Source organism: Vibrio sp. CyArs1 (assembly GCF_022432925.1).
Taxonomy (GTDB): Bacteria; Pseudomonadota; Gammaproteobacteria; order Enterobacterales; family Vibrionaceae; genus Vibrio; species Vibrio mediterranei.
In genome coordinates this window covers 1-25,577 of sequence record NZ_JAKRBO010000009.1, presented here as the reverse complement: position 1 = coordinate 25,577, position 25,577 = coordinate 1, and the positions used below count along the sequence as shown (strand labels likewise).

26 protein-coding genes and 1 tRNA gene are annotated in these 25,577 nt (G+C 45.1%); 17 read left to right on the top strand and 10 right to left on the bottom strand.

Annotation, left to right across the window (positions count from 1 at the left end; translation table 11 throughout):
* Window positions 1–3 precede the first annotated feature (3 nt).
* Window positions 4–795 carry a DUF1338 domain-containing protein gene (locus MMA19_RS21505; RefSeq protein WP_240207180.1) on the top strand — a complete coding sequence of 264 codons (792 nt, stop codon included), beginning with the start codon at window positions 4–6 and terminating at the stop codon, window positions 793–795.
* A 291-nt stretch (window positions 796–1,086) separates the two neighbouring features.
* Here MMA19_RS21505 and crp read toward each other — a convergent pair whose 3' ends face one another.
* From crp to MMA19_RS21480, 5 genes are all read right to left on the bottom strand, one after another.
* Window positions 1,087–1,719, bottom strand: a complete 633-nt coding sequence (crp, locus tag MMA19_RS21500) for a cAMP-activated global transcriptional regulator CRP (RefSeq protein WP_004410522.1) — start codon at window positions 1,717–1,719, stop codon at window positions 1,087–1,089.
* A 243-nt stretch (window positions 1,720–1,962) separates the two neighbouring features.
* Complete coding sequence (locus MMA19_RS21495) at window positions 1,963–2,832, bottom strand: phosphoribulokinase (RefSeq protein WP_006074816.1); 870 nt, start codon at window positions 2,830–2,832, stop codon at window positions 1,963–1,965.
* A gap of 125 nt (window positions 2,833–2,957) precedes the next feature.
* Window positions 2,958–3,170, bottom strand: a complete 213-nt coding sequence (locus tag MMA19_RS21490; RefSeq protein WP_038230936.1) for a YheU family protein — start codon at window positions 3,168–3,170, stop codon at window positions 2,958–2,960.
* Between the two features lie 38 nt (window positions 3,171–3,208).
* On the bottom strand, window positions 3,209–4,195 hold the full coding sequence (locus MMA19_RS21485) for a hydrolase (RefSeq protein WP_240207179.1): 987 nt from the start codon (window positions 4,193–4,195) through the stop codon (window positions 3,209–3,211).
* Window positions 4,192–5,580, bottom strand: a complete 1,389-nt coding sequence (locus tag MMA19_RS21480; protein WP_240207178.1) for a PLP-dependent aminotransferase family protein — start codon at window positions 5,578–5,580, stop codon at window positions 4,192–4,194. Before MMA19_RS21480 ends, MMA19_RS21485 begins: the two co-directional genes overlap by 4 nt.
* A 120-nt stretch (window positions 5,581–5,700) precedes the next feature.
* Here MMA19_RS21480 and MMA19_RS21475 point away from each other — a divergent pair, with 120 nt between their 5' ends.
* Entirely contained in the window at window positions 5,701–6,297 is a 597-nt protein-coding gene (locus MMA19_RS21475; RefSeq protein WP_038230929.1) for a LysE family translocator, read from the top strand.
* Here MMA19_RS21475 and MMA19_RS21470 read toward each other — a convergent pair.
* Together MMA19_RS21470 and MMA19_RS21465 are read right to left on the bottom strand one after the other, a co-directional pair.
* Window positions 6,287–6,766, bottom strand: a complete 480-nt coding sequence (locus MMA19_RS21470; RefSeq protein ID WP_038230928.1) for a TIGR02444 family protein — start codon at window positions 6,764–6,766, stop codon at window positions 6,287–6,289. The two genes, MMA19_RS21475 and MMA19_RS21470, sit on opposite strands and share 11 nt — an antisense overlap.
* Window positions 6,766–8,685 (bottom strand): ABC transporter ATP-binding protein, encoded by a 1,920-nt coding sequence (locus tag MMA19_RS21465; protein WP_038230927.1) that lies wholly within the window; start codon window positions 8,683–8,685, stop codon window positions 6,766–6,768. The genes MMA19_RS21470 and MMA19_RS21465 overlap by 1 nt, the downstream gene beginning before the upstream one ends.
* A 233-nt stretch (window positions 8,686–8,918) precedes the next feature.
* Between MMA19_RS21465 and kefG the strand changes: the two genes are divergently transcribed.
* From kefG to rplI, 8 genes are all read left to right on the top strand, one after another.
* Window positions 8,919–9,530: a glutathione-regulated potassium-efflux system ancillary protein KefG gene (gene kefG / locus MMA19_RS21460; protein WP_088876306.1), complete on the top strand. Its 612-nt coding sequence runs from the start codon at window positions 8,919–8,921 to the stop codon at window positions 9,528–9,530.
* Window positions 9,517–11,313 carry a glutathione-regulated potassium-efflux system protein KefB gene (gene kefB / locus MMA19_RS21455; RefSeq protein ID WP_038230925.1) on the top strand — a complete coding sequence of 599 codons (1,797 nt, stop codon included), beginning with the start codon at window positions 9,517–9,519 and terminating at the stop codon, window positions 11,311–11,313. The genes kefG and kefB overlap by 14 nt, the downstream gene beginning before the upstream one ends.
* Window positions 11,314–11,361: 48 nt before the next feature.
* Window positions 11,362–11,565 carry a YheV family putative zinc ribbon protein gene (locus MMA19_RS21450; RefSeq protein WP_006074807.1) on the top strand — a complete coding sequence of 68 codons (204 nt, stop codon included), beginning with the start codon at window positions 11,362–11,364 and terminating at the stop codon, window positions 11,563–11,565.
* A gap of 148 nt (window positions 11,566–11,713) precedes the next feature.
* On the top strand, window positions 11,714–12,295 hold the full coding sequence (gene slyD / locus MMA19_RS21445; protein ID WP_038223079.1) for a peptidylprolyl isomerase: 582 nt from the start codon (window positions 11,714–11,716) through the stop codon (window positions 12,293–12,295).
* A gap of 74 nt (window positions 12,296–12,369) precedes the next feature.
* Complete coding sequence (locus MMA19_RS21440) at window positions 12,370–13,311, top strand: isoaspartyl peptidase/L-asparaginase (RefSeq protein WP_198558373.1); 942 nt, start codon at window positions 12,370–12,372, stop codon at window positions 13,309–13,311.
* Window positions 13,312–13,500: 189 nt separating this feature from the next.
* Complete coding sequence (gene rpsF, locus MMA19_RS21435) at window positions 13,501–13,881, top strand: 30S ribosomal protein S6 (RefSeq protein ID WP_006074804.1); 381 nt, start codon at window positions 13,501–13,503, stop codon at window positions 13,879–13,881.
* A gap of 76 nt (window positions 13,882–13,957) precedes the next feature.
* Complete coding sequence (rpsR, locus tag MMA19_RS21430; protein WP_000090472.1) at window positions 13,958–14,185, top strand: 30S ribosomal protein S18; 228 nt, start codon at window positions 13,958–13,960, stop codon at window positions 14,183–14,185.
* 33 nt (window positions 14,186–14,218) lie between these two features.
* Window positions 14,219–14,671: a 50S ribosomal protein L9 gene (gene rplI / locus MMA19_RS21425; protein ID WP_031493946.1), complete on the top strand. Its 453-nt coding sequence runs from the start codon at window positions 14,219–14,221 to the stop codon at window positions 14,669–14,671.
* 68 nt (window positions 14,672–14,739) lie between these two features.
* Here the strand turns inward: rplI and MMA19_RS21420 are convergent, their stop codons facing one another.
* Window positions 14,740–15,510: a DUF481 domain-containing protein gene (locus MMA19_RS21420; protein WP_240207177.1), complete on the bottom strand. Its 771-nt coding sequence runs from the start codon at window positions 15,508–15,510 to the stop codon at window positions 14,740–14,742.
* Between the two features lie 177 nt (window positions 15,511–15,687).
* Between MMA19_RS21420 and MMA19_RS21415 the strand changes: the two genes are divergently transcribed.
* A complete protein-coding gene (locus tag MMA19_RS21415) occupies window positions 15,688–17,082 on the top strand; it encodes a replicative DNA helicase (RefSeq protein ID WP_006075652.1) in 1,395 nt (464 codons plus the stop codon).
* A 21-nt stretch (window positions 17,083–17,103) separates the two neighbouring features.
* Window positions 17,104–18,186 (top strand): alanine racemase, encoded by a 1,083-nt coding sequence (gene alr / locus MMA19_RS21410; protein ID WP_197697713.1) that lies wholly within the window; start codon window positions 17,104–17,106, stop codon window positions 18,184–18,186.
* Window positions 18,187–18,350: 164 nt separating this feature from the next.
* Here the strand turns inward: alr and MMA19_RS21405 are convergent, their stop codons facing one another.
* Window positions 18,351–18,773, bottom strand: coding sequence for a secondary thiamine-phosphate synthase enzyme YjbQ (locus MMA19_RS21405; RefSeq protein ID WP_031493579.1), 423 nt, complete (start codon window positions 18,771–18,773; stop codon window positions 18,351–18,353).
* A 305-nt stretch (window positions 18,774–19,078) separates the two neighbouring features.
* On the opposite strand from MMA19_RS21405, the gene pgi reads away from it, so the two are divergent.
* Complete coding sequence (gene pgi, locus MMA19_RS21400; protein ID WP_062463009.1) at window positions 19,079–20,731, top strand: glucose-6-phosphate isomerase; 1,653 nt, start codon at window positions 19,079–19,081, stop codon at window positions 20,729–20,731.
* Between the two features lie 69 nt (window positions 20,732–20,800).
* On the opposite strand, the gene MMA19_RS21395 is transcribed toward pgi, so the two are convergent.
* Window positions 20,801–21,274 carry an RDD family protein gene (locus tag MMA19_RS21395; protein WP_006074938.1) on the bottom strand — a complete coding sequence of 158 codons (474 nt, stop codon included), beginning with the start codon at window positions 21,272–21,274 and terminating at the stop codon, window positions 20,801–20,803.
* A gap of 192 nt (window positions 21,275–21,466) precedes the next feature.
* Between MMA19_RS21395 and MMA19_RS21390 the strand changes: the two genes are divergently transcribed.
* From MMA19_RS21390 to MMA19_RS21375, 4 genes are all read left to right on the top strand, one after another.
* A tRNA-Leu gene (locus tag MMA19_RS21390) sits at window positions 21,467–21,551 on the top strand.
* Window positions 21,552–21,800: 249 nt separating this feature from the next.
* On the top strand, window positions 21,801–22,757 hold the full coding sequence (locus tag MMA19_RS21385; RefSeq protein WP_240207176.1) for a hypothetical protein: 957 nt from the start codon (window positions 21,801–21,803) through the stop codon (window positions 22,755–22,757).
* A 36-nt stretch (window positions 22,758–22,793) separates the two neighbouring features.
* On the top strand, window positions 22,794–23,570 hold the full coding sequence (locus tag MMA19_RS21380; RefSeq protein ID WP_006074912.1) for a hypothetical protein: 777 nt from the start codon (window positions 22,794–22,796) through the stop codon (window positions 23,568–23,570).
* 130 nt (window positions 23,571–23,700) lie between these two features.
* Window positions 23,701–24,951 (top strand): HD-GYP domain-containing protein, encoded by a 1,251-nt coding sequence (locus MMA19_RS21375; protein ID WP_124940348.1) that lies wholly within the window; start codon window positions 23,701–23,703, stop codon window positions 24,949–24,951.
* Window positions 24,952–25,577: the final 626 nt, after the last annotated feature.

Sequence of the window (25,577 nt, the reverse complement as noted above, 5' to 3'; positions counted from 1 at the left end):
GTTATGACTGTAGACGCTCTATTTAACCATTTATGGCAAGACTATATTCGCCGTCTTTGCCCTTCTGCTGATAAAGTCCATGCTCTGCTCAAAGAGGATGAAGCGCTGATTAACGACCACATTGCGCTACGTACTTTTAATGTCGGCCCTCTGGGCATCGATTCGTTGGCAAAGCACTTTATCACTCTTGGCTACAAAGTCTCTGGTGATTATGTGTTTGAGGCTAAGAAGCTCTCTGCGATTCATTTAGAGCATAGTAATGCTCTGTTACCAAAAGTGTTTATTAGTGAGCTTAGAGTCGAACTGTGTTCGCAGCAGCTGCAAGGTATTGTCGCTAAGCTGGTGGCTCAAGTTGAAGCGGAGAAGTTGGATAGCACAGACTTCCTTTATGGTGGGCGTCTATGGGACTTGAGTTACGCTGATTTTCAGACGCTAGCCGAAGAGAGCGAGTATGCATCGTGGTTGGCTGCCCACGGTTATGGTGCTAACCACTTTACGGTGAGCGTAAATCAGCTGGATCGTTTTCAGGAAGTCGTAGAAGTAAACCAACATCTTCGTGAGGCCGGTTTTGCTATCAATGAATCTGGCGGCGAAGTGAAAGGTTCTCCAGAGGTGTTACTTGAGCAGTCTTCAACAATGGCGGATAAAGTGCCAGTGATGTTCACCGATGGTGAACAGACTATCCCTGGCGGCTTCTATGAGTTTGCTAAGCGATATCAAATGGCGGACGGCAGTTACTATCAAGGCTTCGTCGCGGCATCTGCGGATAAGATTTTTGAGAGTACGCACCAATAAGCTTTATTGTTGGCAGGAGTGACGAACTTCAGAGATAAGCATGTAGTCATTCTTAGTTAGCATTGCTACTCCAAAAATAATCGGTCATCCCTGCGAAGGCAGGGATCTTGTTTCAGCGGGTGACAGCTTTGGGCAGACTCCTGCTTTTGCTGGCGCACGGCCAGCAGAGAGACGAAAATTTGAGATAGGAACACGCCTTATCTAGTAACCGAGCGTGAAAACAATAATAAAAAAGCCACCTTGCGGTGGCTTTTTAGCTATTAGCTTTTGTAAAAGTAACGTCGCTAGAAATTAACGAGTACCGTAAACAACAATAGTCTTACCGTGAGCAGAGATTAGGTTCTGCTCTTCTAGCATCTTAAGAATGCGTCCCACTGTCTCACGTGAACAGCCAACGATTTGGCCGATCTCTTGACGAGTGATCTTGATTTGCATGCCATCTGGGTGAGTCATTGCGTCTGGTTGCTTCGCTAGGTTTAGTAGCGTTTGAGCAATGCGGCCTGTTACGTCTAGGAACGCTAAGTCACCTACTTTTTGGCTAGTCACTTGTAGACGGCTTGCCATTTGAGCAGATAAGCGCATTAGAATATCAGGGTTAACTTGAATCAGCTGACGGAATTTCTTGAATGAGATCTCCGCAACTTCACAAGGAGATTTTGCACGTACCCATGCCGTACGTTCTTGGTCTTCTTCGAACAAGCCAAGTTCACCAATGAAGTCACCTTGGTTAAGGTAAGACAAGATCATCTCTTTGCCTTCTTCATCTTTAATCAGTACCGCTACAGAACCTTTTACGATGTAGTAAAGAGTTTCCGCTTTCTCGCCCGCATGGATTAGCGTGCTTTTAGAAGGATACTTGTGAATGTGGCAGTGTGAAAGGAACCACTCTAACGTTGGGTCGGTTTGAGGTTTACCTAGAACCATATATCTTACTTCCTCTGCAGGGTATGCTTGCTGCTTTCCATATTTGTTAGCAAGCCCGTTGGTTAAGACTTACTAGCATAAAAGCACTTTGAAGATGGCGCAAGCGATCTTCTGTTTCCTAGAAATAGTATCCTTTTTTGCGCCATTTTTCTTGATTTTAATCGTGTCATCAGACCATTTTTCTATACAAAACTGTGCACATGATCACGGTATAAAAAATCATCTACGGTTAAAGCGTGAAAGCTAACCTATTTTTCCAGTTTCTATGAGCTGTTGAAGTATTGGTCTGACGATTAATTCCATCGCAAAACTCATCTTACCGCCCGGTACCACTATGGTGTCATGTCGCGACATGAACGAGCCATCTATCATTGCCAGTAGATAAGGGAAATCGACATTTTTGATGCCACGTAGACGAATCACCACGAAGCTTTCATCTAAGCTTGGAATGCCTTTGGCGTTGAGTGGGTTGGAGGTATCCACCGTAGGGACGCGTTGAAAGTTAATATGAGTGCGTGAGAATTGCGGGGTAATATAACTAAGGTAATCATCCATTGAACGGACAATAGAGTCGGTAACCGCTTCTCTGGAATGCCCTCTATCGCGAGTATCACGAACAAATTTCTGAATCCACTCCAAGTTGACTATCGGCACCATGCCGATAAGTAAGTCGACATGTTGAGCTGCGTTTACCTCTCCGTCGACAACACCACCGTGTAGGCCTTCATAAAACAGTACATCGGAATTTTCAGGCAGATCTTGCCAAGGCGTGAATGTGCCAGGCATTTGATTGTATGGTACAGCTTCATCAAACGTATGCAGGTAACGACGGAACTGACCTGTGCCATTTTGTCCGTAGTTGCGGAAGAATTCTTCTAACGCAGGGAAGTCATTTGCTTGCGGGCCAAAGTAACTGATGTGTTTTCCTTGCTCTTTGGCTTTGCGGATCTCGATATCCATTTCTGGACGAGTAAAACGGTGAAAGCTGTCACCTTCAATAAAAGCGGGCTTCACGCTCATCATGTTGAACATTTTGCGAAACGCTTCTGACGTTGTTGTTGTACCTGCTCCAGAAGAGCCGGTCACCGCAATAATGGGGTGTTTTGCAGACATAACACTTCCTGTGTAATGATAGTTATAATTTTGTTTTGCTAACCCTATGAACTATTTAGACGTTGTTTGCTCATTTAGGTTCAATAGCGTTTTACTATAGCACTAGATTGTCATGCTCACGTCATTTACATCGAACGACGTAGCTGAATATCGACGGTTTCATGTAATTCGGAGAAGACAATGACAGCCTCTCCGTTCTCTAGTTGAGCTTTGACGTGCGATACCTTATCGTCCAACGACCACTCAGTGTCGCCGTAGTCAGTACCTTCACGCAATACGAATTCTTTGATTAAATTATCCAGCGTTTCTGCTGCGATTTGTTGCCATGGAATAATCATAAATACCTCATCACTCTATGATACGGGAGAGTATACCGTCATGTGGACGAGTGGAGTAGGTGGCGATAGTAGTTTGGCAAGGTTTCCTCTAGCCAAAACTTAGGTTGACGCAGACTGCCAGACATAAAACCCACATGGCCGCCACGTTCGTGCAGGCGATAGTCAATATGAGCTGGAAGGGTGAAGTTTGGAATGACTTCATGGCTCATAAATGGGTCATCCTTTGCGTGGATAAATTGAGTGGGAACAGTAATGTCACACATTCTTTGTAATCCAGAGCATTGATTGTAATAGTCTTCAGCATCCCGAAAACCATGCAGTGGTGCGGTGATTAGGTCATCAAACTCGTACAGTTTGCGCATGTTTTGGATTTTTTCCGCCGTAAGACCTAATACATCACTGAGAAGGTGCAGTTTGTTTAGCGCGTTCTTTTTCATCGAGCTGAGTAGGTATGAGCGATATAGCTTGGAAAAGCCCTGCTCAATTCGTCGAGCACATGCACCGAGATCCAACGGTGCAGAGACAATCGTCGCACCATCCAGCTTGCTGTCATTCTGATAGTGAGCAAGATAATTCGTCAGCATGTTGCCCCCTAACGAAATGCCCACAGCAGCCTTTTTGGCATTTGGGTAACGACGATCCAAAAGCTCGATGAACTGCCTAGCATCACCAATTTCACCAGAGTGATAGGCACGAGCTAGCCGGTTTGGGTTGGGACCGCAGCCGCGAAAATGCATCATAACAGAGAGCCAGCCTTGCTGAGCAAAAGCGTGCATTAAGCCATTGGCATAAGGGCTATTGAAACAGCCTTCTAGCCCATGAAACAGAACAAAAACAGGTTTGCTTTTCGCGCTTGATGAATGAGGCTCTTCACTCCATGCAAGCTCAACAAAGTCGCCATCTGGCGTGTCCAACGTTTCCCAAATTGGTTCAAACAAAGGCTTTCTTCTTACGAAGCGAGGAATCAAGGTTTGTATGTGCGGGTTACCAAGTCCTTTGGCGGCAATAAATTTAGCAGTACTCATAAGGTGAATTCATCGACTGTGTTGGATAATAACAGGGCTTTTAATTTGTCTACGCCGATCTGAAGTTGTTCGATCGTTTGTGGTGAGCTTAACGACAAACGCACTGCCGGCGCTACCGAGCCTCCGGGTGGGGCAAACAGTTCACCGGATTTAACGATAATACCCATCTCTTGCGCTTTACTAACGAACTCACTGAGGCGCCAGTTTTCTGGGAGAGTTAACCAAATATGAAACCCACCTGTTTGATAGCCTAGCTCAAAACCATCGAGAGCACGTGTCGCAATATCAATACGCGCTTTCATCTCTCTGTGTATGAGCGTTAAGTTACGTTCTGCGTCACCAGAGGTGAGCATTTCACAGGTTAGTGCAGTGAGTAGAGGGCTAATCATCCAGCTATGAGTTTGTAGCGTCACCAATAGCTTTTGATACAGTTTTTCTGGTGCATGGATATAGCCCACCCTTAACCCGGGAGCGAGACATTTTGAGAAAGCGCCAATATGAACCACTCGTTCTGGGGCGTAATTCACCATAGGGGCAGGTGGAGATTCGAGTAGCAATCCGTTGATTTCATCTTCAATGATGTAAACATTGTACTGCTCACACACACGAATAATATCAAGTCGACGCTCTTTTGGCATGATTGCCGTGGTCGGGTTTTGTAGTGTCGGCGTGAGATAAATAAATCGTGGTGAATAGCGCTGACAACAGACTTCAAGCGATTCTGGAGTGACACCAAACTCATCCATCTCAACCCCTTTTAGAGTCAATTGGTTCTGGCGCGCTAGGCTAATGACGCCTGGATAAGTGTACTTTTCAACCAACACAGTATCACCTGCTCTGGTGAAAGTATCCAAAACCATTTGAATGGCATGCTGAGCCCCCGAGCTAAATAGTAACTTGTGGGCGTGCAGTTTAATGCCTTTGCTATTTAACCACTTAGTGACAATCGAACGATGCGCATCCAGACCAGAAGGAGGCTGATAGATCATTAGTTGGTTCAAGTGAGCCGGAGAGGTGGAGATCCTCTGCATCGCTTGCTTCAGCATGTCACTGCGATCAAGCTGCGGTGGAATGTTATAACCAAAATTGTATTCATTCGGATCGACACTGCTTTCTTCAAACGCCCAGCTAGGTTTATTGCTATCTGCCACATAAGTGCCGGCACCTACTCGAGCTTCAACTAAGCCACGACGCTCGATTTCAGAATAGGCGCGAGTAATGGTGCCAACCGTGACATGCAGCTGATCAGCAAGCCAACGATGGGTTGGCAACTTGCTGTTGCTTGCCAATTCTCCTGACTCAATTTGATGTGCGATCTGATCGGCGATCTGTTTGTAGATCGGGGTTGGATCCTGCTTGTATACCGTAATTGTTTCGATTGTCATGGTGACAATAAACCTTTTGCGTCTGTTTTGATCGTTTGTTAGGGTTATTTTGGTCGCTAATTAACAATAAAGCAACGTAATTTTTGCAATTGTATCGGTACAATTTTTTGGAGGAATCATATGGATTGGTCATTTTTCTTGTCTGTGGCACTTTTTGCCGTTGTCATGACTGGGACCCCTGGCCCAAATAATGTCATGTTGACAGCTTCAGGCGCGAACTTTGGCTACATGCGCTCGATACCTCATTTTTTCGGTATTGGATTTGGCTTGATTAGCCTCATTTTGCTTAATGGTGTGGGTTTAGGTGTGGTGTTTAAGACTTACCCAGTGGTACAAGAAGTTTTGAAATGGCTTGGTAGTGCATACTTGTTGTATTTGGCTTGGCGCATTCTAACCGCTGGCATTAACAAAGGAGATGGTGCTCAGCAGGCAAAGCCTATGACGTGCTTGGAAGCCATGTTGTTTCAATATCTGAATCCTAAGGCGTGGGTTATGTCAGTCACGGCGGTCAGTTCATTTGCCATTGCTGGTGAGTATTATTGGTGGTCCTTGATTGGCATTTCGGTGATTTTTCTAGTGGTTCAGCTACAAACTTCGTCTGTGTGGGTTGGTTTTGGCACCTTTATTCGCCGTTGGCTGTCGACTCCCACTGCGTGGCGACGCTTTAACTCTAGCATGGCGGCGCTGACGGCTTCTTGTGTAGTGTTTATCTGGTAGGGAGTTCGCTTATAGGCTTAGCGAAGATCAATCCCAGATGTTCGGCGCCAAGTTGTCGACAGTAGATCAGTACCAGTGGCTCGTGATCGTGGGGGATCAGTGCAAGGCTATTGATACAGTCAACAAGATCGGACTGCTGTTGTTTTTCCAGACTGAGTTCAAATTCTAGGGCTTCACGATAAAGGCTATCAACTACGTTGTGTTTGAGTTGGCGACGGATATCGCGATATTGGTGCAGGAGCTGTTCGGTTCGACCTAAGCAAGACTGGACTAGATGCCAGTCTTCAGATTGAAAGCGAACCGATTGTTCATCGAGCCATTTCAGCAACAGCAGCAGATTCACATTACCATGAAATTGATTTTGTAAATTTAAGCACGCTTCTTTCACTTCACGCACACCGTAATATTGCAGGCTAAACTGCCAAAGGTGTTCTAGGGTGAGTGTGGAAGATACGTGCTCTGTTGTCATTACTGATTAAATTCCTGTTCCATTTGCTCAAGAACTTCTTGCTGGGCCATCCACTCCATTTCTACGTCTTCGAGCTCGGATTTGCTAGAAGCCTGTTTGGCAAGTACTTCATTGAGTTTAGCTTTATTTTCCGCATCATACAGAGAAGTATCGGACAATTGCTCTTCTGCCTCAGCGACAAGGGCGGATAACTTATCCATTTTTTCTTCAAGTTTTGTCAGTGTTTTGCGAATTGGTGCAGTTTGCTTTCTAAACTCAGCTTCTTTACGTTTCTGCTCTTTCTTCGCTGCTGCGCTATTGTTAGAGCTTTTCTCTGGCTCGTTCTCTTGGGCTTCTTTGCGCTCTAGTCGCTGCTGGTCGGTGAGCCACTTATAGTAATCCACCAAATCACCATTAAATGGTGCCACTTGGCGATCGTGCACAAGATAAAGATCATCGGTGGTTGCGCGCAATAAATAGCGGTCGTGACTGACGATAACCATCGCACCTTCGAAGGTTTGCAGTGCCAAAGTTAGCGCTTGGCGCATATCAAGATCTAAGTGGTTGGTCGGTTCATCGAGTAGTAGTAAGTTTGGTTTTTGCCAAACGATCAGAGCCAACACCAGACGTGCTTTTTCACCCCCAGAAAAAGGCGCGACTTTCTCCAGCGCTTTTTCTCCTTGGAAACCAAAACTACCTAAGTAGTCACGAAGCTGCTGCTCGGTATGTTGAGGCGCAATTTGCATCATGTGCTGTAAAGGTGTTTCTTCCGGATGAAGTGTCTCTAATTGATGCTGAGCAAAGTAACCGATTTTCACGCCTTGCGAGTAGTTGAGATCGCCACCCTTTGCGTTGAGCTCTCCAGAGAGCAGCTTAATCAGTGTAGATTTACCTGCGCCATTACGACCTAGTAGACCAATGCGGCTGCCAGGAACGAGATTTAGACGAATCTTCTCTAATATGACGTTATCGTCGTAACCGGCCGAGACGTCATCCATCATAATGATAGGATTAGGAAGCGCGGCTGGCTCTCTAAATTCGAAACTGAATGGATTATCAAACTGAGCGGGAAGTACCTTCTCCATGCGTTCTAACGCTTTAATACGGCTTTGTGCTTGGCGAGCTTTAGACGCCTTATAACGGAAGCGGTCAATATAGCTTTGCATGTGAGCCATCTGCTTTTGTTGCTTCTGATATTGCGCTTGTTGCAAGATCAGCTTTTGCGCACGCTGATCTTCGAACGAAGAATAGTTACCCGTGTACTCATTTAGCAGTTGGTTTTCGATATGGATAATGCGACCAACGATCGGATCCAAAAAGTCTCTGTCGTGCGAGATCAGAACCAAGGTACCCGGATAGTTTTGCAGCCAACGCTCTAGCCACATGACGGCATCTAGATCTAAGTGGTTAGTTGGTTCGTCGAGTAGCAGTAGATCAGAGCGGCACAGCAGAGCTTGCGCGAGGTTTAAACGCATGCGCCAACCACCAGAGAACTGCGTTAGGCTCCAACTCATTTGTGCTTGACTAAAGCCAAGGCCATCAAGCAGTTCAGCGGCACGTGCACGGATGCTGTAGCCACCAATCACTTCAATCTTACCGTGAAGCTCTGCCACTAGTGTGCCGTTGTCTTGTTTCTCGGCTTCAACCAGAGCTTGTTCTAGTGCACGATATTCTCTATCACCATCAATGACATATTCGATAGCACTGCGATCTAACGCAGGGGTTTCCTGTGCTACCCAAGCTAACTCCCAATGCGCAGGTTGGCTAAACGAGCCAGCATCGATGGAAAGCTCATCTTTTAGCAGAGCAAAGAGCGTGGATTTACCACAGCCATTTTTACCTACTAAACCTACTTTATCACCTGGGTGAATGGTTGCAGAGGCTTGATCGAGGAGTGGTTTACCACCTCGAAGCAATTGAATATCAGAGAAGGTGATCATATGAATACAGCTAGCTTGTTATTGAGTTTTTGACCAACGAATACTAGGGGCAAAGTGTTTAAATGTCGATCATTATCCGATCCTACTCATCGCAAACTAACCTGCACCTTGGCGTAAGTTTGGGTTATGATGGAACAAATTGATAACAAAAATAGAATGATTTAAATAACAATCATATCTATCTACCCTTAAGCTTTAAGGGTATCGCTAGGTTTAAGGATAGACGTCTAGGAATGACTTCCATACTCGAAAGCACCAACACATCCCCCAAGGTTCTGGTCATCTATGCCCATCCAGAGCCGCAAAACTCGATTGCCAATCAGGTAATGCTCAAGAAGATTCAATCTCTTGATAATGTCACCCTAAGAGATCTGTACGCTCTGTATCCTGACTTCTTTATTGACGTTAAAGCTGAGCACCAGCTTTTGCTCGATCACGATGTAATTGTGCTTCAGCATCCTCTCTATATGTACTCTTGCCCCTCTTTGTTAAAAGAGTGGATTGACCGTGTGCTGGGTAAAGGCTTTGCCTTCGGTGATGATTGCGCATTGGAAGGTAAGTACTGGCGTAGTGTCATTACTACCGGAGGTAAAGAGTCTGCCTTTAGTCAATCGGGCTACAATAAGTACCCGTTAGAGCAGATTTTGCAGCCATTCGAGCTAACGGCTGCCTTGTGTAAAATGCAGTGGATGGAGCCGCTGGTGCTCTATTGGTCACGACGTGTCGGTGATATGGAGCGATATCAACATGCGGAATTGTACCGCCAATGGTTAATGCATCCGTTTGATGAATCTTTGATGATGTCCACGCTGCAAGGTGCGGAGGTGGAACATGGCGATGACTAACGATTTCTTGCAAAGCGGTGTTATTTTCCTCTCTGCTGCTGTGGTTGCGGTTCCCATTGCCCAGCGCCTTGGATTGGGCAGTGTTCTCGGGTATTTGTTGGCTGGTGTTGCCATTGGTCCGTGGGGACTGGGTCTTATTAGCGATGTGGATGAAATACTTCATTTCTCCGAATTTGGTGTCGTACTGCTGCTGTTCTTAATTGGTTTGGAACTGAATCCTAAGAAGCTGTGGCAGATGCGAGTTCCCATCCTTGGTTTAGGTGGCGCACAGGTTGTCGTCACTACTTTGATTCTTTCTGCGATTGCTTCTTTATTTAATCTCTCTTGGCAAACCAGTTTAGCGATAGGAATGGGCCTCGCGCTTTCATCTACCGCGATAGCCCTTCGAGTTATTGAAGAACAAGGGCTAGGAGGCGGCGAGACCGGACAGTCCGGCTTTGCCGTTCTGCTGTTTCAAGATATTGCGGTTATTCCAATGTTGGCATTACTGCCATTATTAGCAGGCAACACAGCGGGCAACTGGGCGGACATTATTTGGATGTTAGCGGGTGTTTTAGGCTTGCTGGTGGGCGGCCACTTTCTGATTCGTCCTCTGTTTCGTTATGTCGTCATGAGCGGTGTGCGTGAGTTGTTTACCGTGGCCGCATTGCTGCTAGTGATTGGTATTGCTGCCTTTATGCAAAAGCTTGGGTTATCCATGGCTTTAGGGACGTTTTTAGCAGGAGTGTTACTTGCTGAAAGTGAGTACCGACATGAGTTGGAAATCGCCATTGAGCCATTCAAAGGCCTGCTGCTAGGTTTATTCTTTATCGCGGTTGGTATGGCGGTAAACCTTGGATTACTGATTTCTGAACCACTCGCTGTGCTGTTTGCTGTGGTGTCTTTGGTCATTATCAAAGGGCTTATCTTGTACGTACTGGCCCGTTTGTTTGGTATCGGACCGAAATCGCGCAGTAAAATGGCGGCGATTTTAAGCCAAGGCGGTGAGTTTGCCTTTGTCATCTTTACGGCGGCGAGTGCGCAAGGGCTATTGCCTGCCGAAGAGTCTGCCTTTCTGCTAGTTGTGGTGAGTTTGTCTATGGTAACCACACCATTGCTGCTTATGGGACAGAAAAAATGGTTTGAGAAATCACTTAATCAAGTAGAAGAAACCACCATTAAAACCGATGTTGAGGATCGACAGCCGAGAGTGATCATTGCTGGCTTCGGACGATTTGGACAAATTGTCGGTCGTTTGATGTACGCCAATAAGGTCAAAGTTACCGTATTAGAAAGTGATGCGAGCCAAATTCACCTGTTAAGAAAATACGGTTATAAGGTGTTTTATGGTGATGCGACTCAGGTGGATTTGTTAAGAGCGGCGGGCGCCGATAAAGCCGAGGCTATCATTATCTGTACCGATTCTCCTGAGGAGATCATGGAAGTGGTGGACCTTTGTCATAACCATTTTCCTAAGCTTAGAGTCCTAGCGAGGGCTCGAAGTCGAGTAGAGGCCTATCAGCTTATGAATCATGGCGTGCAATGTTATTCGCGAGAGACATTTTTGGGCGCCCTAGATTTAGGTCGACAGGCATTAGTGGAGCTAGGATTTCATCCTTATGAGGCAAAGCGCGCAGAAGCGCACTTTAGAAAGCTGGATAATGCCATGCTTAAAGAGTTGTTGCCTCAACACAGTGAAGATAAAGAATTGGCACAAAGATCGAAAGAAGCTCGTAAAGAACTCGAAGAAATCTTTGGCCGTGAGATGGAAAATGATCGCCAATCGCGTAATTTCTGGGATTAACGTTGAAGTTAAAGCCATTGCGGTTGAAGGTCGGAATTAGGAAGTAACATGAGCAGTACCAAGAAACGTTTTATTGCGGGGGCAAGCTGCCCTAAGTGTAGCCAGCAAGACAGTTTGCGCTGGTGGATAGACAACAATGTTGAGTGGGTGGAGTGTGTAGAGTGTGAGTTCAAAGAACAACGCACGCCAAAAGCTGTAGAGAAAACTGAACGCAGTGATGAGGAATTAATCGGAATTTTTAAGCCTGAATGATTGAGTTTCTTATTTCTGACCCCATAATATGCGAACACGCCGCTTAAAGGCGGATTAATTTTTGATGAGATGATCATTTGAGTCGGTTTGCTGTTCGCAAAAAGGCTTTGCTTTAATGATCTCTCAAGGCCAATCCTTTGGAGCTCACATGAAAGTTACTCAGAACGCAGTAGTTAGCCTAGCGTACCAAGTAAAAACAGAAGACGGTGTTGTCGTTGATCAATCAACAGTAGAAGCACCTCTAGATTACCTACACGGTCACAACAACCTAATCGTTGGTCTAGAAAAGGAACTTGAAGGCAAAGAAGCGGGTGATAAATTCACAGCTACTGTTTCTCCAGAGGATGCTTACGGTGAACACAATGACGCATTAGTACAACGTGTACCAGCGAATGTATTCCAAGGCGTTGACACTATCGAAGTGGGCATGCGTTTTCTAGCGGATACAGACCAAGGTCCAATCCCTGTTGAAGTAACGGAAGTAGACGGTGACGAAGTTGTGGTTGACGGTAACCATATGCTTGCAGGCCAAACACTAACGTTTGATGTTGAAGTGGTTGCGATTCGCGAAGCTAAGGCAGAAGAAATTGAACATGGTCATATTCACCAAGGTGGCGGCTGTTGTGGCGGCGAAGGTCACGGTGAAGAAGGTGGCTGTTGTGGTGGTGACGACCACGGTGAGAAAAAAGAAGACGGTTGCTGCGGTGGCGGCGGTTGTGGTTCTCACTAATCGTTGAGTTTTGAAAGGCCTCCCTATGGGAGGTCTTTTTGGTTTTAAACAGTAGGGAAGTAGGAACGAACGGTATGACTAAGCCTTTTGCAATTGCGATTCATGGTGGCGCTGGAACCATATTGCGTGAACAGATGACCGAGACATTGAAGCAAGAGATATTGGCAGCACTGACTCAATCAGTTCAGGCGGGCGCTGCGATATTGGAAGCGGGTGGGGACGCTCTAGATGCAACAGTAGCAGCGGTTAAAGTGATGGAAGACTCGCCACATTTTAATGCGGGAAAAGGCTCGGTATTAACTCATGATGAAATGGTTGAGATGGATGCTTCTGTGATGCATGGCGCGGCTATGGATGCAGGCGCGGTCGCTGGCGTTCGTCATATTCGTAACCCCATTGAGCTGGCGCGAGATGTGATGCGCGATAGCGATCATGTGTTATTAATCGGTGAAGGCGCGGAGAAATTTGCGTTTGAACATCAACACGAATATACCGAGCAAGATTACTTCTTTACTGAGCGTCGCTACGAACAATTACTTTCGATGAAAGAGAAAGGATTGTTTGCCCTGTCTGAATCGAAATATCCAGATGACAAAAAATACGGCACGGTAGGGGCGGTGGCACTGGACAGCCATGGCAACTTGGCTGCCGCGACAAGTACTGGTGGTGTAACCAATAAAAAGTACGGCCGCGTTGGCGATACTGCGATTATCGGCGCAGGTACCTTCGCTGAAAACGGCAATGTTGCGGTTTCAACTACCGGAATGGGTGAGTACTTTATCCGTAAAACCGTTGCAGGTGATGTCGCGGCGCGAATGCGCTATCTAAAAGAAGACGTTCATACGGCGTGTGAAGCGGTAATTCAAGGTGAACTGAAAACCATGGGTGGCGAGGGTGGCTTAATTGCAGTGGATGCTCAAGGTGATGTTCATTTTGGTATGAATAGCTCAGGCATGTACCGCGCCTCGGTAGATTGCCATGGTGAGTTAACTGTGAAGATCTATGCTGATGAATAACAAGGCTTTTTGGATGGTTAAGTATTAATGGGTATTGCTTTGCCTCTTAAACCTCTAAAACTGCTTGCTTATTTTCCGTCCTTTCTGTAACATTCGCGGTCCTTAATTCTCGGTCTTTTTTATTCGTTCCTTGCTTCCTCTGGACGACCGAGCCAAACGTGGAAGCTAATAATCCGTAAGGAGCAACCAATGCGTCATTACGAAATCGTATTCATGGTGCACCCTGATCAAAGCGAGCAAGTTGCTGGCATGATCGAGCGTTACACTGGTTCTATCACTGAAGCTAACGGTACTGTTCACCGTCTAGAAGACTGGGGTCGTCGTCAACTGGCTTACCCAATCAACAAGCTTCACAAAGCTCACTACGTTCTAATGAACGTTGAAGCTCCACAAGAAGCTATTGATGAGCTAGAGACTGCTTTCCGTTTCAACGATGCAGTTCTACGTAACATGATTATGCGTACTAAAGCAGCAATCACTGAGCCTTCTATCATGCTTAAGCAGAAAGAAGAGCGTGCTCCACGTCGCGAAGAGCGTACTGAAGCTAAGCCAGAAGCAGCTGCAGAGTAATTCGTTACTCATTTAGTACTTGGTAATTGATTCAATTGCCGACAACAAGACTTTAATTTAGATCAGGAGATAGCCCATGGCTCGTTTCTTCCGTCGTCGTAAATTCTGCCGTTTCACTGCAGAAGGCGTACAAGAGATTGATTACAAAGACGTAGCAACTCTTAAAAACTACATCACTGAAGCTGGTAAAATCGTACCTAGCCGTATCACTGGTACAAGCGCTAAATATCAGCGTCAGCTAGCGCGCGCTATCAAGCGTTCACGCTACCTAGCTCTACTGCCATACACTGATAAGCATCAGTAATCGGCACCGTTTATTTAGATAGAGGATTAAACAATGCAAGTTATTCTACTTGATAAAATCGGTAACCTAGGTGGTCTTGGCGATACAGTTAACGTTAAATCTGGTTACGCTCGTAACTTCCTTATCCCACAAGGTAAGGCAGTAATGGCTACTAAAGGTAACGTTGAAATGTTCGAAGCTCGTCGCGCTGAACTAGAAGCTAAAGTTGCTGAGCAACTAACTGCTGCTGAAGCTCGTGCTGAGAAAGTTAACGCTCTAGAAGCTGTTGTTATCGCTTCTAAAGCTGGTGACGAAGGCAAACTATTCGGTTCTATCGGTACTCGCGACATCGCTGATGCAATCACTGCAGCTGGCGTTGAAGTAGTTAAGAGCGAAGTTCGCCTACCTGAAGGTGCTCTACGCACAACTGGTGAGTTCGAAATCAGCATCCAACTTCACTCTGAAGTTTTCGCTGCTATCAACCTACAAGTTGTTGCTGCTGAGTAATCTCAGTCAGAAGAACAATGAAAAACACCAGCTTCGGCTGGTGTTTTTTTTTTACAATTTTTATAAGGTTAGAAGCTGAATAGCAGGTTGACGGTGAAAATAGAGTCGCGCTTGCTTAGAGTAGGGCTAGGGACTTTACTGTGGTATTGGCTGTCATAAGATAGCTTTAACGCGATGGTTTCAGTAATGGCGTTGGTGACATTTAATTCTGTATCAAAACGGGTGTTACTTTTACCTGATGTAGCGGTTAGCTTGGTACCGACGGTGAGAGTATCCAAAGGCTTCCAAATCAAATTGATGTTGCCTCGAATAATAGCTTCTTTAACCACGTTCTTAAAAATAATGTCTTTATCGTCTATCTCATCAAGATTAGGTTCTTGATAACGAAAACCCGGACCGACTTCGATTTCAAACAGGAAATTGTCTCGATTGGCGAGCTGATAACCTAAACCACCTGAAACGGTATGATCTTCATAATATGAGCTATAAAGTGAAGAGAAGCCGTTATAGTTTCCGTACAAATACGCTTTAGGGCCTAACTTGTAGTCAGTTTGCAATAAATAGTTCTGCTGATTTTTATCTTCATCACCGTCTTTATAGAGTTGGTAATATTTCCATTCCCCACTGGTACGATGGCGTCCCTCGGTATATTCCGCAGCAACACGCGCATTAAGTGATTGAGAGTCGGTATTGCCTGAGTGTGCTTGATAGCCAAATTCCACTTCGGATTGAAGTGGTGAGGGCGGCGAGTCTTCCGTGTCGCTTGGCGGGAGAAATTCTTCAGCATAGATCGCAGGCGAAGCAAGCAATACTAGACCAAAAAGTACCTTCTTTGACACAAAAACCTCTCGGAGCGGATACGGGGTTCGGGATTATATGTGTGGCATATTCGACCATCGTCAGCAATAGGTCAAATTTTGAAGGAGTAATCCTCGTTTTAGTCGCGTTTTCTTTGCTTTAGCCCACACTTAGTTGAGTATATAATGTCTGGTCATAATGTGTTATCGAGTAGAGTCATGGCGGATATCCGAAATCAAAAAGTAAAAGATGCTCAAGTGGAATCAGTGAAGGTCCCTCCTCATTCATTGGAAGCGGAGCAGTCTGTACTGGGTGGTCTGTTGTTAGACAATCAACGATGGGATACCGTTGCCGAGAAGGTGATCAGCAGTGATTTCTATAGTCGTCCTCACCGTCTAATCTTTGAAGGCATTCAAGCTCTGTTAGAAGAGAGCAAGCCGCTTGACTTGATTACCTTATCTGAATTCCTTGAACTGCGAGAGCAGTTGGACGATGTTGGTGGATTTGCCTACCTTGCCGATCTAGCGAAAAACACCCCAAGTGCAGCAAACATCAATGCTTATGCGGACATTGTTGCTGAGCGTGCTCTGGTACGAAATCTAATTGGTGTGGCTAACGAGATCGCTGATGCGGGTTACGACCCACAAGGTCGCTCCTCAGAAGATCTGCTTGATATGGCTGAGAGTAAGGTCTTTAAAATCGCGGAAGAAAGAACCAGCGAGAATGAAGGCCCTCAAAATGTCGATAACATACTTGAAAAAACACTAGAACGAATCGAAATCCTGTATAAAACGCCACAAGATGGTGTAACAGGGGTGACTACGGGCTTTAATGACTTAAATAAGAAAACGGCTGGCCTTCAAGGTTCGGATCTTATCATTGTCGCAGCACGTCCATCGATGGGTAAGACGACATTTGCGATGAACTTATGTGAAAATGCGGCGATGTCGGATGATAAGCCAGTACTTATCTTCTCCTTGGAGATGCCTGCCGAACAGATCATGATGCGTATGTTGGCGTCGCTGTCTCGTGTTGACCAAACTAAGATCCGTACTGGTCAATTAGATGATGAGGATTGGGCGAAGATTTCAACGACCATGGGCATGCTCATGGAGAAAAAGAACATGTACATTGATGACAGTTCTGGTTTGACCCCAACCGAGGTGCGTTCTCGTGCTCGACGCATTGCTCGGGAACACGGTGGCCTTAGCCTTATCATGGTGGACTACCTTCAGTTGATGCGCGTACCGTCACTCTCTGATAACCGTACCCTTGAGATCGCTGAGATTTCTCGCTCACTTAAAGCATTGGCGAAGGAATTGAATGTTCCTGTTGTTGCTTTGTCGCAGCTTAACCGTTCCTTGGAGCAGCGTGCCGATAAACGTCCAGTTAACTCAGACCTTCGTGAATCTGGCTCTATTGAGCAGGATGCCGACTTAATCATGTTCATTTATCGTGATGAGGTTTACCACCCTGACAGTGCATTAAAAGGGATCGCAGAAATCATTATCGGTAAGCAGCGTAACGGTCCTATCGGTTCGGTTCGCTTAACCTTCCAAGGTCAATATTCTCGCTTTGATAACTACGCAGGTCCTGCGTTTGACGAAGAGTAGTAGGGCAGACGTATGAGTTATATGAAAGCAGCGACAGCGCACATTAATTTGGATGCGCTGGCGCACAATCTAGCATGCATTAAACAGAAAGCGCCGAATAGCAAAGTCATGGCAGTGGTCAAGGCTAATGGCTATGGCCATGGTTTGAGACACATCGCCAAAAATGCCACGGGTGCCGATGCATTTGGTGTGGCTCGCATCGAAGAGGCGTTGCAGCTAAGAGCAAGCGGTGTGGTGAAACCCATATTATTGCTTGAAGGTTTCTACTCACCCAATGATCTCCCGGTGTTGGTGACCAATAATATTCAAACGGTGGTGCATTGTTATGAACAGCTCGATGCACTAGAGCAGGCAGAGCTAGAAACTCCGGTCGTTGTTTGGCTTAAAGTGGATAGCGGCATGCACCGTCTAGGCGTTCGTGAAGAACAATACCAAGAGTTCGTCGAGCGTTTACATCGCTGTGATAACGTGGCTAAACCGCTACGTTATATGAGCCATTTCGGTTGTGCCGATGAGCTTGATAACACCATGACTCAACAGCAAATCGAACTATTTCTGTCACTAACAGAAGGCTGTAATGGGGAGCGTTCTATGGCTGCCTCTGCTGGCCTACTTGAGTGGCAGCAAAGTCGCTTAGATTGGGTGCGTCCAGGTATCATTATGTATGGAGTGTCTCCTTTTGGAGATAAGACCGCAGCCGATATGGGCTTTAAGCCAGTTATGACTTTAAAGTCTCACTTGATTGCTGTGCGCGATGTAAAGAAAGGCGAAAGTGTGGGTTATGGGGCGACTTGGACTAGTCAAAGGGATACCAAAGTAGGGGTGATTGCGATTGGTTATGGTGATGGCTATCCTCGAACAGCACCCAATGGTACACCAGTACTAGTTAATGGTCGTAAAGTCCCAATAGCCGGTCGAGTATCGATGGATATGCTTACTGTTGACTTGGGTCCTGATGCCCTAGATCAAGTGGGCGATGAAGCCATCTTATGGGGGGAAGAGCTCCCATCTGAAGAAGTCGCCGAGCACATTGGTACTATTGCTTATGAGCTGGTGACTAAGCTCACTTCTCGCGTTGAAATGAGTTATAGCAGTACGAAGTGACGTCGGTCTCTATTTGATACCGAACTTCAATACCAAACCTAAGTATTGTCACTCCTGCGCAGGCAGGGATCTACTTACAGCACCCTTCAAACCAATCTTTGTCTGCCTCGTCACAACAGGCAGGCAAGGTGTAAACCATCAAAGGCATCGCAAGGGTTTTTACCTCAAATCTGTCCTTGCAACGTTGCAATAATTCGTCGCTCCCCACCAAAGTCTCGATGTTCACCTAAGTAAATGCCCTGCCATGTCCCCAAAGCTAACTGTCCTTGGCTAATTGGAATGGTCACGCTCGCTCCAAGAAGAGAGCTCTTAATATGAGCAGGCATGTCGTCGCTGCCTTCGTACGTATGTTTGTAATAAGGTGCATTCTCTGGGACATAGCGATTGAAGTGACTTTCCATATCACTACGTACCGTCGGATCCGCGTTTTCATTCAACGTTAAACTAGCCGAAGTATGTTGAATAAAGAGATGTAGTAAACCTACAGAGTAGTCTTTTAACTGTGGCAGTTGTTGTTCAATTTCATCAGTAATCAGATGAAAACCGCGCGCCTTAGCGCTGAGGTACAATGTCTTTTGTTGCCACATAATCACTCCTATGTATTATAGTGCTGCTTAATGGTAGGGTGTTTACCTATTTTGTTTATATTGTGAACCGTTACGTGACCTAACTCAAGGTGAGTGCAATGGCTCTGGTTCATAATTACGCCTGAAAAATTATTACGAAAACAAAGTCTACACTTTGTAAACCACAGACAAGTTTGTAACGTCTAGTGAACCTAAAAAGGCACTGGGCTGTATTTAGAATATACTGTTTATTATTCGCTAAACTGGGGGTTCCTTTTCCTTGGGGGGATTGGGAATAAAACCGACTAAAAATTGGGATAGAGACCATGTTGAAAAACATCAATCCAACGCAAACTGAAGCTTGGAAAGCACTGACTGCGCATTTCGAATCTGCGCAAGATATGGACTTAGCAGAGTTATTTGCACAAGACGCTGACCGTTTTGGCAAATTCTCTACGCGCTTCGGCTCTGACATTCTTGTTGATTACTCTAAGAACCTAATCAACGATGAAACAATGAAGAACCTATTTGCTCTAGCGAACGAGACTGAGCTTAAAGGCGCAATCAAAGCCATGTTTGCTGGTGACACAATCAACCAAACAGAAGGTCGTTCTGTTCTTCACGTTGCACTACGTAACCGCAGCAACACGCCAATCATGGTTAACGGCGAAGACGTTATGCCAGCGGTAAACGCAGTATTAGAGAAGATGAAAGGTTTCTCTGAGCGCATTATTTCTGGTGATTGGAAAGGTTACACAGGTAAAGCGATCACTGACGTAGTAAACATCGGTATCGGTGGTTCTGACCTTGGTCCTTACATGGTGACTGAAGCGCTAGCGCCTTACACGAACCATCTGAACATGCACTTTGTGTCAAACGTAGATGGTACACATATCGCTGAAACTCTTAAGAAAGTAAATCCAGAAACAACGCTATTCTTGGTTGCTTCTAAGACATTTACTACTCAAGAAACGATGACTAACGCGCACTCTGCTCGCGATTGGTTCCTAGCTTCGGCTCAAGATGACGCTCACGTGGCTAAGCACTTTGCGGCGCTATCGACTAACGCAACTGCCGTTTCTGAGTTTGGTATCGATACTGACAACATGTTCGAATTCTGGGATTGGGTCGGCGGTCGCTACTCACTTTGGTCTGCAATCGGTCTATCTATTGTTCTAGCTGTAGGCTTCGACAACTTTGTTGAGCTTCTTGCTGGTGCTCATGAGATGGATAAGCACTTTGCTGAAACTGATCTAGAAAGCAACATTCCCGTGCTACTTGCACTTATCGGTATTTGGTACAACAACTTCCACGGTGCTGAATCTGAAGCGATTCTGCCTTACGACCAATACATGCACCGCTTTGCTGCATACTTCCAGCAAGGCAACATGGAGTCTAACGGTAAGTTCACTGACCGCAATGGCGAAGCCGTTGATTACCAAACTGGTCCTATTATTTGGGGTGAGCCAGGCACAAATGGCCAACACGCGTTCTATCAGCTAATTCACCAAGGTACTAAGCTGATCCCATGTGATTTCATCGCGCCTGCTATCTCTCACAACCAAGTGAGTGATCATCACCAGAAGCTAATGTCTAACTTCTTTGCTCAAACTGAAGCACTTGCATTCGGTAAGTCTAAAGAGACGGTTGAAGCTGAGTTTGCAAAAGCAGGTAAGACAGCGGAAGAAGTCAAAGATCTAGTACCATTTAAGATTTTTGAAGGTAACCGTCCAACGAACTCAATCCTAGTGAAGCAGATCACACCTCGTACTCTAGGTAACCTAATCGCGATGTACGAGCACAAGATCTTCACTCAAGGTATTATTTGGAACATCTTCAGCTTTGACCAATGGGGTGTAGAACTTGGTAAGCAACTGGCTAACCAAATCCTACCTGAACTAGCTGACGACAGTGAAGTAACTTCTCACGACAGCTCGACTAATGGTCTAATCAACGCGTTTAAAGCATACAAAGCTTAACTTTTGTCTGCTTAGCCGTTTGTAATAAAAAAGGTGCCGAAAGGCACCTTTTTTCATATTTATCGTTAGTTATTTTGCTTTAGGTAAAACAACTACCTTGGTCTTCGCCCAAATATCATGAAACCCTCGCTTTTGAGGGTCGATAGGGACTGACAAGTTCGCTAAACCAAACGCGGATGTAGCGATGCGGATTAGCGCTTGAGTCACGGTAATGCGTCCACCATCTAAGTTTTGAAGCTCAATCTTCCAAGCTCGCATTCCCAATGTTTGTCCGGCGCGAGTCCAGAAGAACACAAGGAAGTAAATCCACGCGAACGCTAGGTAAGCGGTGTAAACAGGGCTCCAAAAGGGATGGCTGCCAAGAAAATCACTGGCGTCGGCATACGGAGCATAGCTCATTAGTCCTGCCGCGACCAACGCTTCCATGATTGCCACAACAACGCCACCGGCCATCATCACAACCGCAAGTATAATTAAGCTGTCATAAAACAGCGCCCCAAGTCGTCTGAAAAAGCCCGCTGGTGGAAGAGATTGAGTTTCCATTGAATACATCATTAAATAACTAAAACTGGCCACAGGATAGCGATTCTATCGACGTGAAGAAAGCCTCTTTGCCCGAATAGCATCACATTGTGGTGAAAATATCAGCAAACAATAGAATATTCAGCGTTTTGTTGTTGCACGCAACGAGAGCTTACGTATAATGCCAAACATCAAAGGACATCAGTCCAAGATGCCGGTGTGGTGAAATTGGTATACACGACGGATTCAAAATCCGTTGCCTTCGGGCGTGGCGGTTCAAGTCCGCCCACCGGTACCATATTAGAAAGGTCGCTTATTTAAGCGGCCTTTCGTCGTTTTGCGAGATGTAAACGTTGAGATACGTCCAACAAGTTGCGGCAAGATGACTCATATCCAGCAGCCCATTATTTTCGAACTCTTACCAACTACTGACGATAGATCTCGTTTATAAGCGTTAATACTGTTCCAATCTCAAAGGTCACTTTTTCTCTGTTTGTTTATGACCAGTCGAAGCGCTAGAATCTAGGTAACAGATAGGAGAATTACTGTGAGTGCAAAATTTACCCATATTGCTTGGCAACAAACGGACATCACAGCTAGTGAGAAGTTAGTACTATTAAAGTTAGCGGATATTTCCGGCAATGATGGGAATATGGCTTTTGCACTGTCAGATGTTGCTAAAGAGTGCTTACTTGGAGAGTTTGGGCTAGCAGATGTGCTTACTGCGCTTGCTAATAAGGGGTTGTTGACCAAAGGTCAGGTTGAATCTACCCCCCAAGGGCAAAGGCATCACTTTACTTTGGCAAGTTCTGAACCAAATCGATTGCCAGTGATTGAAACCTCAAGTGCCGCTCCTGTTGTCCGTCAGCCATCTCGCGTTACGACGATGCAAGAATCGAGTGCTCCAGGTTGGGCAGTACCCTCCTTTGATCTCTATAAAGTACCGCCGAACAGTAGAGACTGCGTATGGCAAAACTTTGTACGTGAACATGGGACGAACACCACGAACATCACTCGTTTGGCGCGTCAGCTAGAAGATTGGCTAGAATACTCGAAACGCTCGGGAAGTTTACAAGCGGTGATTGGCGAGCAGCAACCCAATTATCGTAAGGATAAAAGTAGTGGGTTTTCTTCTAGTAAGAAAGAGTCGCAGCCTGCCACCAACAGCCAATATTTATCAACTCATGATCTCAATGAGTTTGAAATACCAGACTGGGCGTCGCAGACGATCGCTTTTTCTCGACTTGAGATTGATCCTAACTTGTTCTGGGAAAAGTTTGTGGTTTACTACAAAACCCGAGCAAATGAGTACACTAATGTTACTCAAATGCTTAATAAACTTCGATTGTGGATTGTTAACGAGAAACAAGCGGAAGATCGACGTAAGCAAGCAGAAGAAAGACGTCGCCAATCTTACCAAACATCAAATAAGTCTGGTGATGTGAGTCCTTCAGAAGAGTTTCGTGAGTACTTGCGAGGACAAGGTAAGAATCCGAACTTTTAAGACTCGCAGTATGCACACTTTACATAGGTAATAGAAATGAGTAACAGCAATAAGCCAAAAAACGTTGATTTTGGCACAATGGAAAAGAAACTCAGAGAAATGGGGGTCAATGGTAGCCTTGAGCACTTAAAGGCTTCTAATGCTGTTACTCCAAAAGTTGATAAGGGTCGCCGTGAGCCGCAGTCGACTCAAGTCTCGACGACAACTTCGTCATCGTCTCAGTCTTTAAGCATCAACGAGATCGAACAAGAACGTCAACCTAGTGACTGGTGTAACTATATATTCGGTACATTACTGAGTATTTATGAGTCGACGTGGATTAAGTCTTACGGACGACGCCCAACAGGACGTTTTCTCGATTTTGCAGATAGCTTGACGGAAGCGGAGTTAATGCGTGTCATGCAGCATTGCCGAGAGAGACTTCAAGCTGGCGAAAAATGGCCACCCATTATGGGTGAATTGACATTGCTCAAGACTCAGCTTACTGAATCAGAGTCTTTGGAAGCTTTGAATCGTGTTGTTAATAAAGAGCCCAATAATCAACTTGAAAAGTGGATTATGCAAAACAAAGGCTATGAGCTTCGTCGATTGCCACAATCTCTGATTGTCCGTCGCTTTAAAGAGTTTTATCGTGAGGCGATGAGCTTGCAAGAGAAGGGCAAGTTAGTGACAGAAGTGCCAAAAGGTCTTGCTCAGCACTCTGTGAAAAATCTCGTTGATCTCAAGCGAGAAGAGTTTGAGCAGCAACATGGTAAATCGCTAGATCCTAGAATTGCGGCTATTCTTAGTAATCGCGAAAAAGAGCAAGAGTAGCGTCCCCTCAATAGAAAAGGCGCTAGTTTACAAATTTATTATTTGGTCACACTTTAATAATAATTAGATGAATTAGCGCACGAAGTTCTTTAAACTCGCTGAGTGTTTTACAGTCAGTTGCAGTTGGATTGTGGCAAGTATCAAGATTTCAGTGGACCGAATTCAGCCTGGGCTTCATGTCCGGCTTCCCCTCAAATGGAATGACCACCCGTTTCTATTTAATGTTTTTAAGATTAAATCAGAAGAGCAGGTACATATTATTAAGCAGTTAGGGGTGAAGTACGTCCACGTTAACCCTGATTTAAGTGATGTATTACCGCTCCCTATTCAACAAGCCTCTCAAGAACCTAATGCTTATGTTCAAGCAAGCTCGGATCTACTCTGGGAAGAAAAGCAAAGGCGTATAGAACAACTAAGCGCTTATCGAAGAAGAGTTTCTCGTTGCGAAAAAGAGTTTGATCGCTCTTTGGCTCGAATTAGAAATGTCATGGCCAAACTCAGAAGTCGGCCAGAACAAGCGACGAAAGAAGCACGTTTGTTAGTAGATGATATTGTCGATACTCTCTTATCTGAAGATGAAGTGACCTTGCATTTAATGGGCAGTAAAAGTGAATTTGAAGACATCTACTTTCACAGTTTAAATGTTTCGGTGCTCTCTATGATGATTGCTAAAGCAAGGGGATTAGAGGCCGAGGAGATCAAACTAGTAGCGCTTTCTGCACTGTTTCATGATATTGGTAAAGTGAAGATTCCACCGGCAATATTGAGAAAAACTACGCCGCTCACGGAGCCAGAAGCTAACTATCTAAAACTTCACACCAAGTATGGTAGCAACATCGCTGGTATGATGGATACACTGCCTCAAGAAGTCATTACCGTCATCGAACAACATCACGAGTTGTTGGATGGCAGTGGCTATCCGTTGGGTCTCAAAGGCGATGAAATTGATGCGTTCGCACAAATAATTTCTGTTGCCAATGCGTTTGATAACCTATGTCATCACCAAATACCGAGTGAGAAAAAGATTCCTTTTACCGCCTTGTCTTATCTATATAAGCATACAAAGGCGTTGTATAACCAAGAAAACCTAAACATTCTTATTAAATATATGGGGGTGTATCCTCCTGGTACGGTAGTCAAACTCTCTAATGAGATGGTCGGTCTCGTCGTTTCTATTAATAGTGGTAATTTACTGTGCCCGAATGTACTCATCTACGATCCTACCGTACCTAAACTGCAAGCTCCCATCATTCCACTTGAAGAGAAGGAGCTGAAAGTGGAGTCAGTGATTCACCCTGATAGGCTGCCAGAAGAGATTCGGGAATACTTAAACCCACGAGCTCGAATTTCTTACTACTTTGAAGACAATAACGCTCATTAGTTACTATAGAATTCGTACGTGTAACAGACATCTGAGGCTTACCAAGATGCAATATGGGGTAAGTTAAAGGATTGATGAGTGAAAAACGTTCTGTTTTAGCCATTATTGGTCAATAAAGTTACAAATGACCTATTTTTAAAGATTTTCTTTAAAAAACGCTTGCCAATGTGATCCGGATCTCTATAATGCGTCCTCACTGACACGACAGAGCCCACAAGGGTTCAAGGCAAGAGTCAGTAAGGCATTCAGCCGACAAGATGGTCTTCTAGTTAAATTTGAAAAAATCAAAAATAATTAGAAAAAAGTGTTTGACACCGAGAATCATCTCGCTAGAATAGCCGCCTCTTCAAACGGAAAGCGAAACGCAGAGTTCTGAAGAGAATGTTCTTTAACAATATAAACCTATCAATCTGTGTGGGCACTCGTTGATGATAATCAAATTAGATACTTTGGTATCAAATTAGGTTTCAATGAAACGAAGTGACCATTGAATCGAAAGATTCAGCACAGTCAATTCAAACATTACTTATGCTATTTATTAGCAAGAGCAATGTTCAGTATTCATTGAGCCGACAAAATCTTAAATTGAAGAGTTTGATCATGGCTCAGATTGAACGCTGGCGGCA

Coding starts and splice junctions, on each gene's coding strand:
- MMA19_RS21495 (WP_006074816.1), bottom strand. CDS start 2,832: ATGTCTGCAAAACACCCCATTATTGCGGTGACCGGCTCTTCTGGAGCA.
- MMA19_RS21405 (WP_031493579.1), bottom strand. CDS start 18,773: ATGTGGCAACAAAAGACATTGTACCTCAGCGCTAAGGCGCGCGGTTTT.
- kefB (WP_038230925.1), top strand. CDS start 9,517: ATGGCGATGACTAACGATTTCTTGCAAAGCGGTGTTATTTTCCTCTCT.
- alr (WP_197697713.1), top strand. CDS start 17,104: ATGAAAGCAGCGACAGCGCACATTAATTTGGATGCGCTGGCGCACAAT.
- MMA19_RS21480 (WP_240207178.1), bottom strand. CDS start 5,580: ATGACAATCGAAACAATTACGGTATACAAGCAGGATCCAACCCCGATC.
- MMA19_RS21450 (WP_006074807.1), top strand. CDS start 11,362: ATGAGCAGTACCAAGAAACGTTTTATTGCGGGGGCAAGCTGCCCTAAG.
- MMA19_RS21415 (WP_006075652.1), top strand. CDS start 15,688: ATGGCGGATATCCGAAATCAAAAAGTAAAAGATGCTCAAGTGGAATCA.
- slyD (WP_038223079.1), top strand. CDS start 11,714: ATGAAAGTTACTCAGAACGCAGTAGTTAGCCTAGCGTACCAAGTAAAA.
- MMA19_RS21505 (WP_240207180.1), top strand. CDS start 4: ATGACTGTAGACGCTCTATTTAACCATTTATGGCAAGACTATATTCGC.
- MMA19_RS21440 (WP_198558373.1), top strand. CDS start 12,370: ATGACTAAGCCTTTTGCAATTGCGATTCATGGTGGCGCTGGAACCATA.
- MMA19_RS21380 (WP_006074912.1), top strand. CDS start 22,794: ATGAGTAACAGCAATAAGCCAAAAAACGTTGATTTTGGCACAATGGAA.
- MMA19_RS21470 (WP_038230928.1), bottom strand. CDS start 6,766: ATGACAACAGAGCACGTATCTTCCACACTCACCCTAGAACACCTTTGG.
- MMA19_RS21465 (WP_038230927.1), bottom strand. CDS start 8,685: ATGATCACCTTCTCTGATATTCAATTGCTTCGAGGTGGTAAACCACTC.
- rpsR (WP_000090472.1), top strand. CDS start 13,958: ATGGCTCGTTTCTTCCGTCGTCGTAAATTCTGCCGTTTCACTGCAGAA.
- MMA19_RS21490 (WP_038230936.1), bottom strand. CDS start 3,170: ATGATTATTCCATGGCAACAAATCGCAGCAGAAACGCTGGATAATTTA.
- MMA19_RS21395 (WP_006074938.1), bottom strand. CDS start 21,274: ATGGAAACTCAATCTCTTCCACCAGCGGGCTTTTTCAGACGACTTGGG.
- crp (WP_004410522.1), bottom strand. CDS start 1,719: ATGGTTCTAGGTAAACCTCAAACCGACCCAACGTTAGAGTGGTTCCTT.
- rpsF (WP_006074804.1), top strand. CDS start 13,501: ATGCGTCATTACGAAATCGTATTCATGGTGCACCCTGATCAAAGCGAG.
- pgi (WP_062463009.1), top strand. CDS start 19,079: ATGTTGAAAAACATCAATCCAACGCAAACTGAAGCTTGGAAAGCACTG.
- rplI (WP_031493946.1), top strand. CDS start 14,219: ATGCAAGTTATTCTACTTGATAAAATCGGTAACCTAGGTGGTCTTGGC.
- MMA19_RS21485 (WP_240207179.1), bottom strand. CDS start 4,195: ATGAGTACTGCTAAATTTATTGCCGCCAAAGGACTTGGTAACCCGCAC.
- MMA19_RS21475 (WP_038230929.1), top strand. CDS start 5,701: ATGGATTGGTCATTTTTCTTGTCTGTGGCACTTTTTGCCGTTGTCATG.
- kefG (WP_088876306.1), top strand. CDS start 8,919: ATGACTTCCATACTCGAAAGCACCAACACATCCCCCAAGGTTCTGGTC.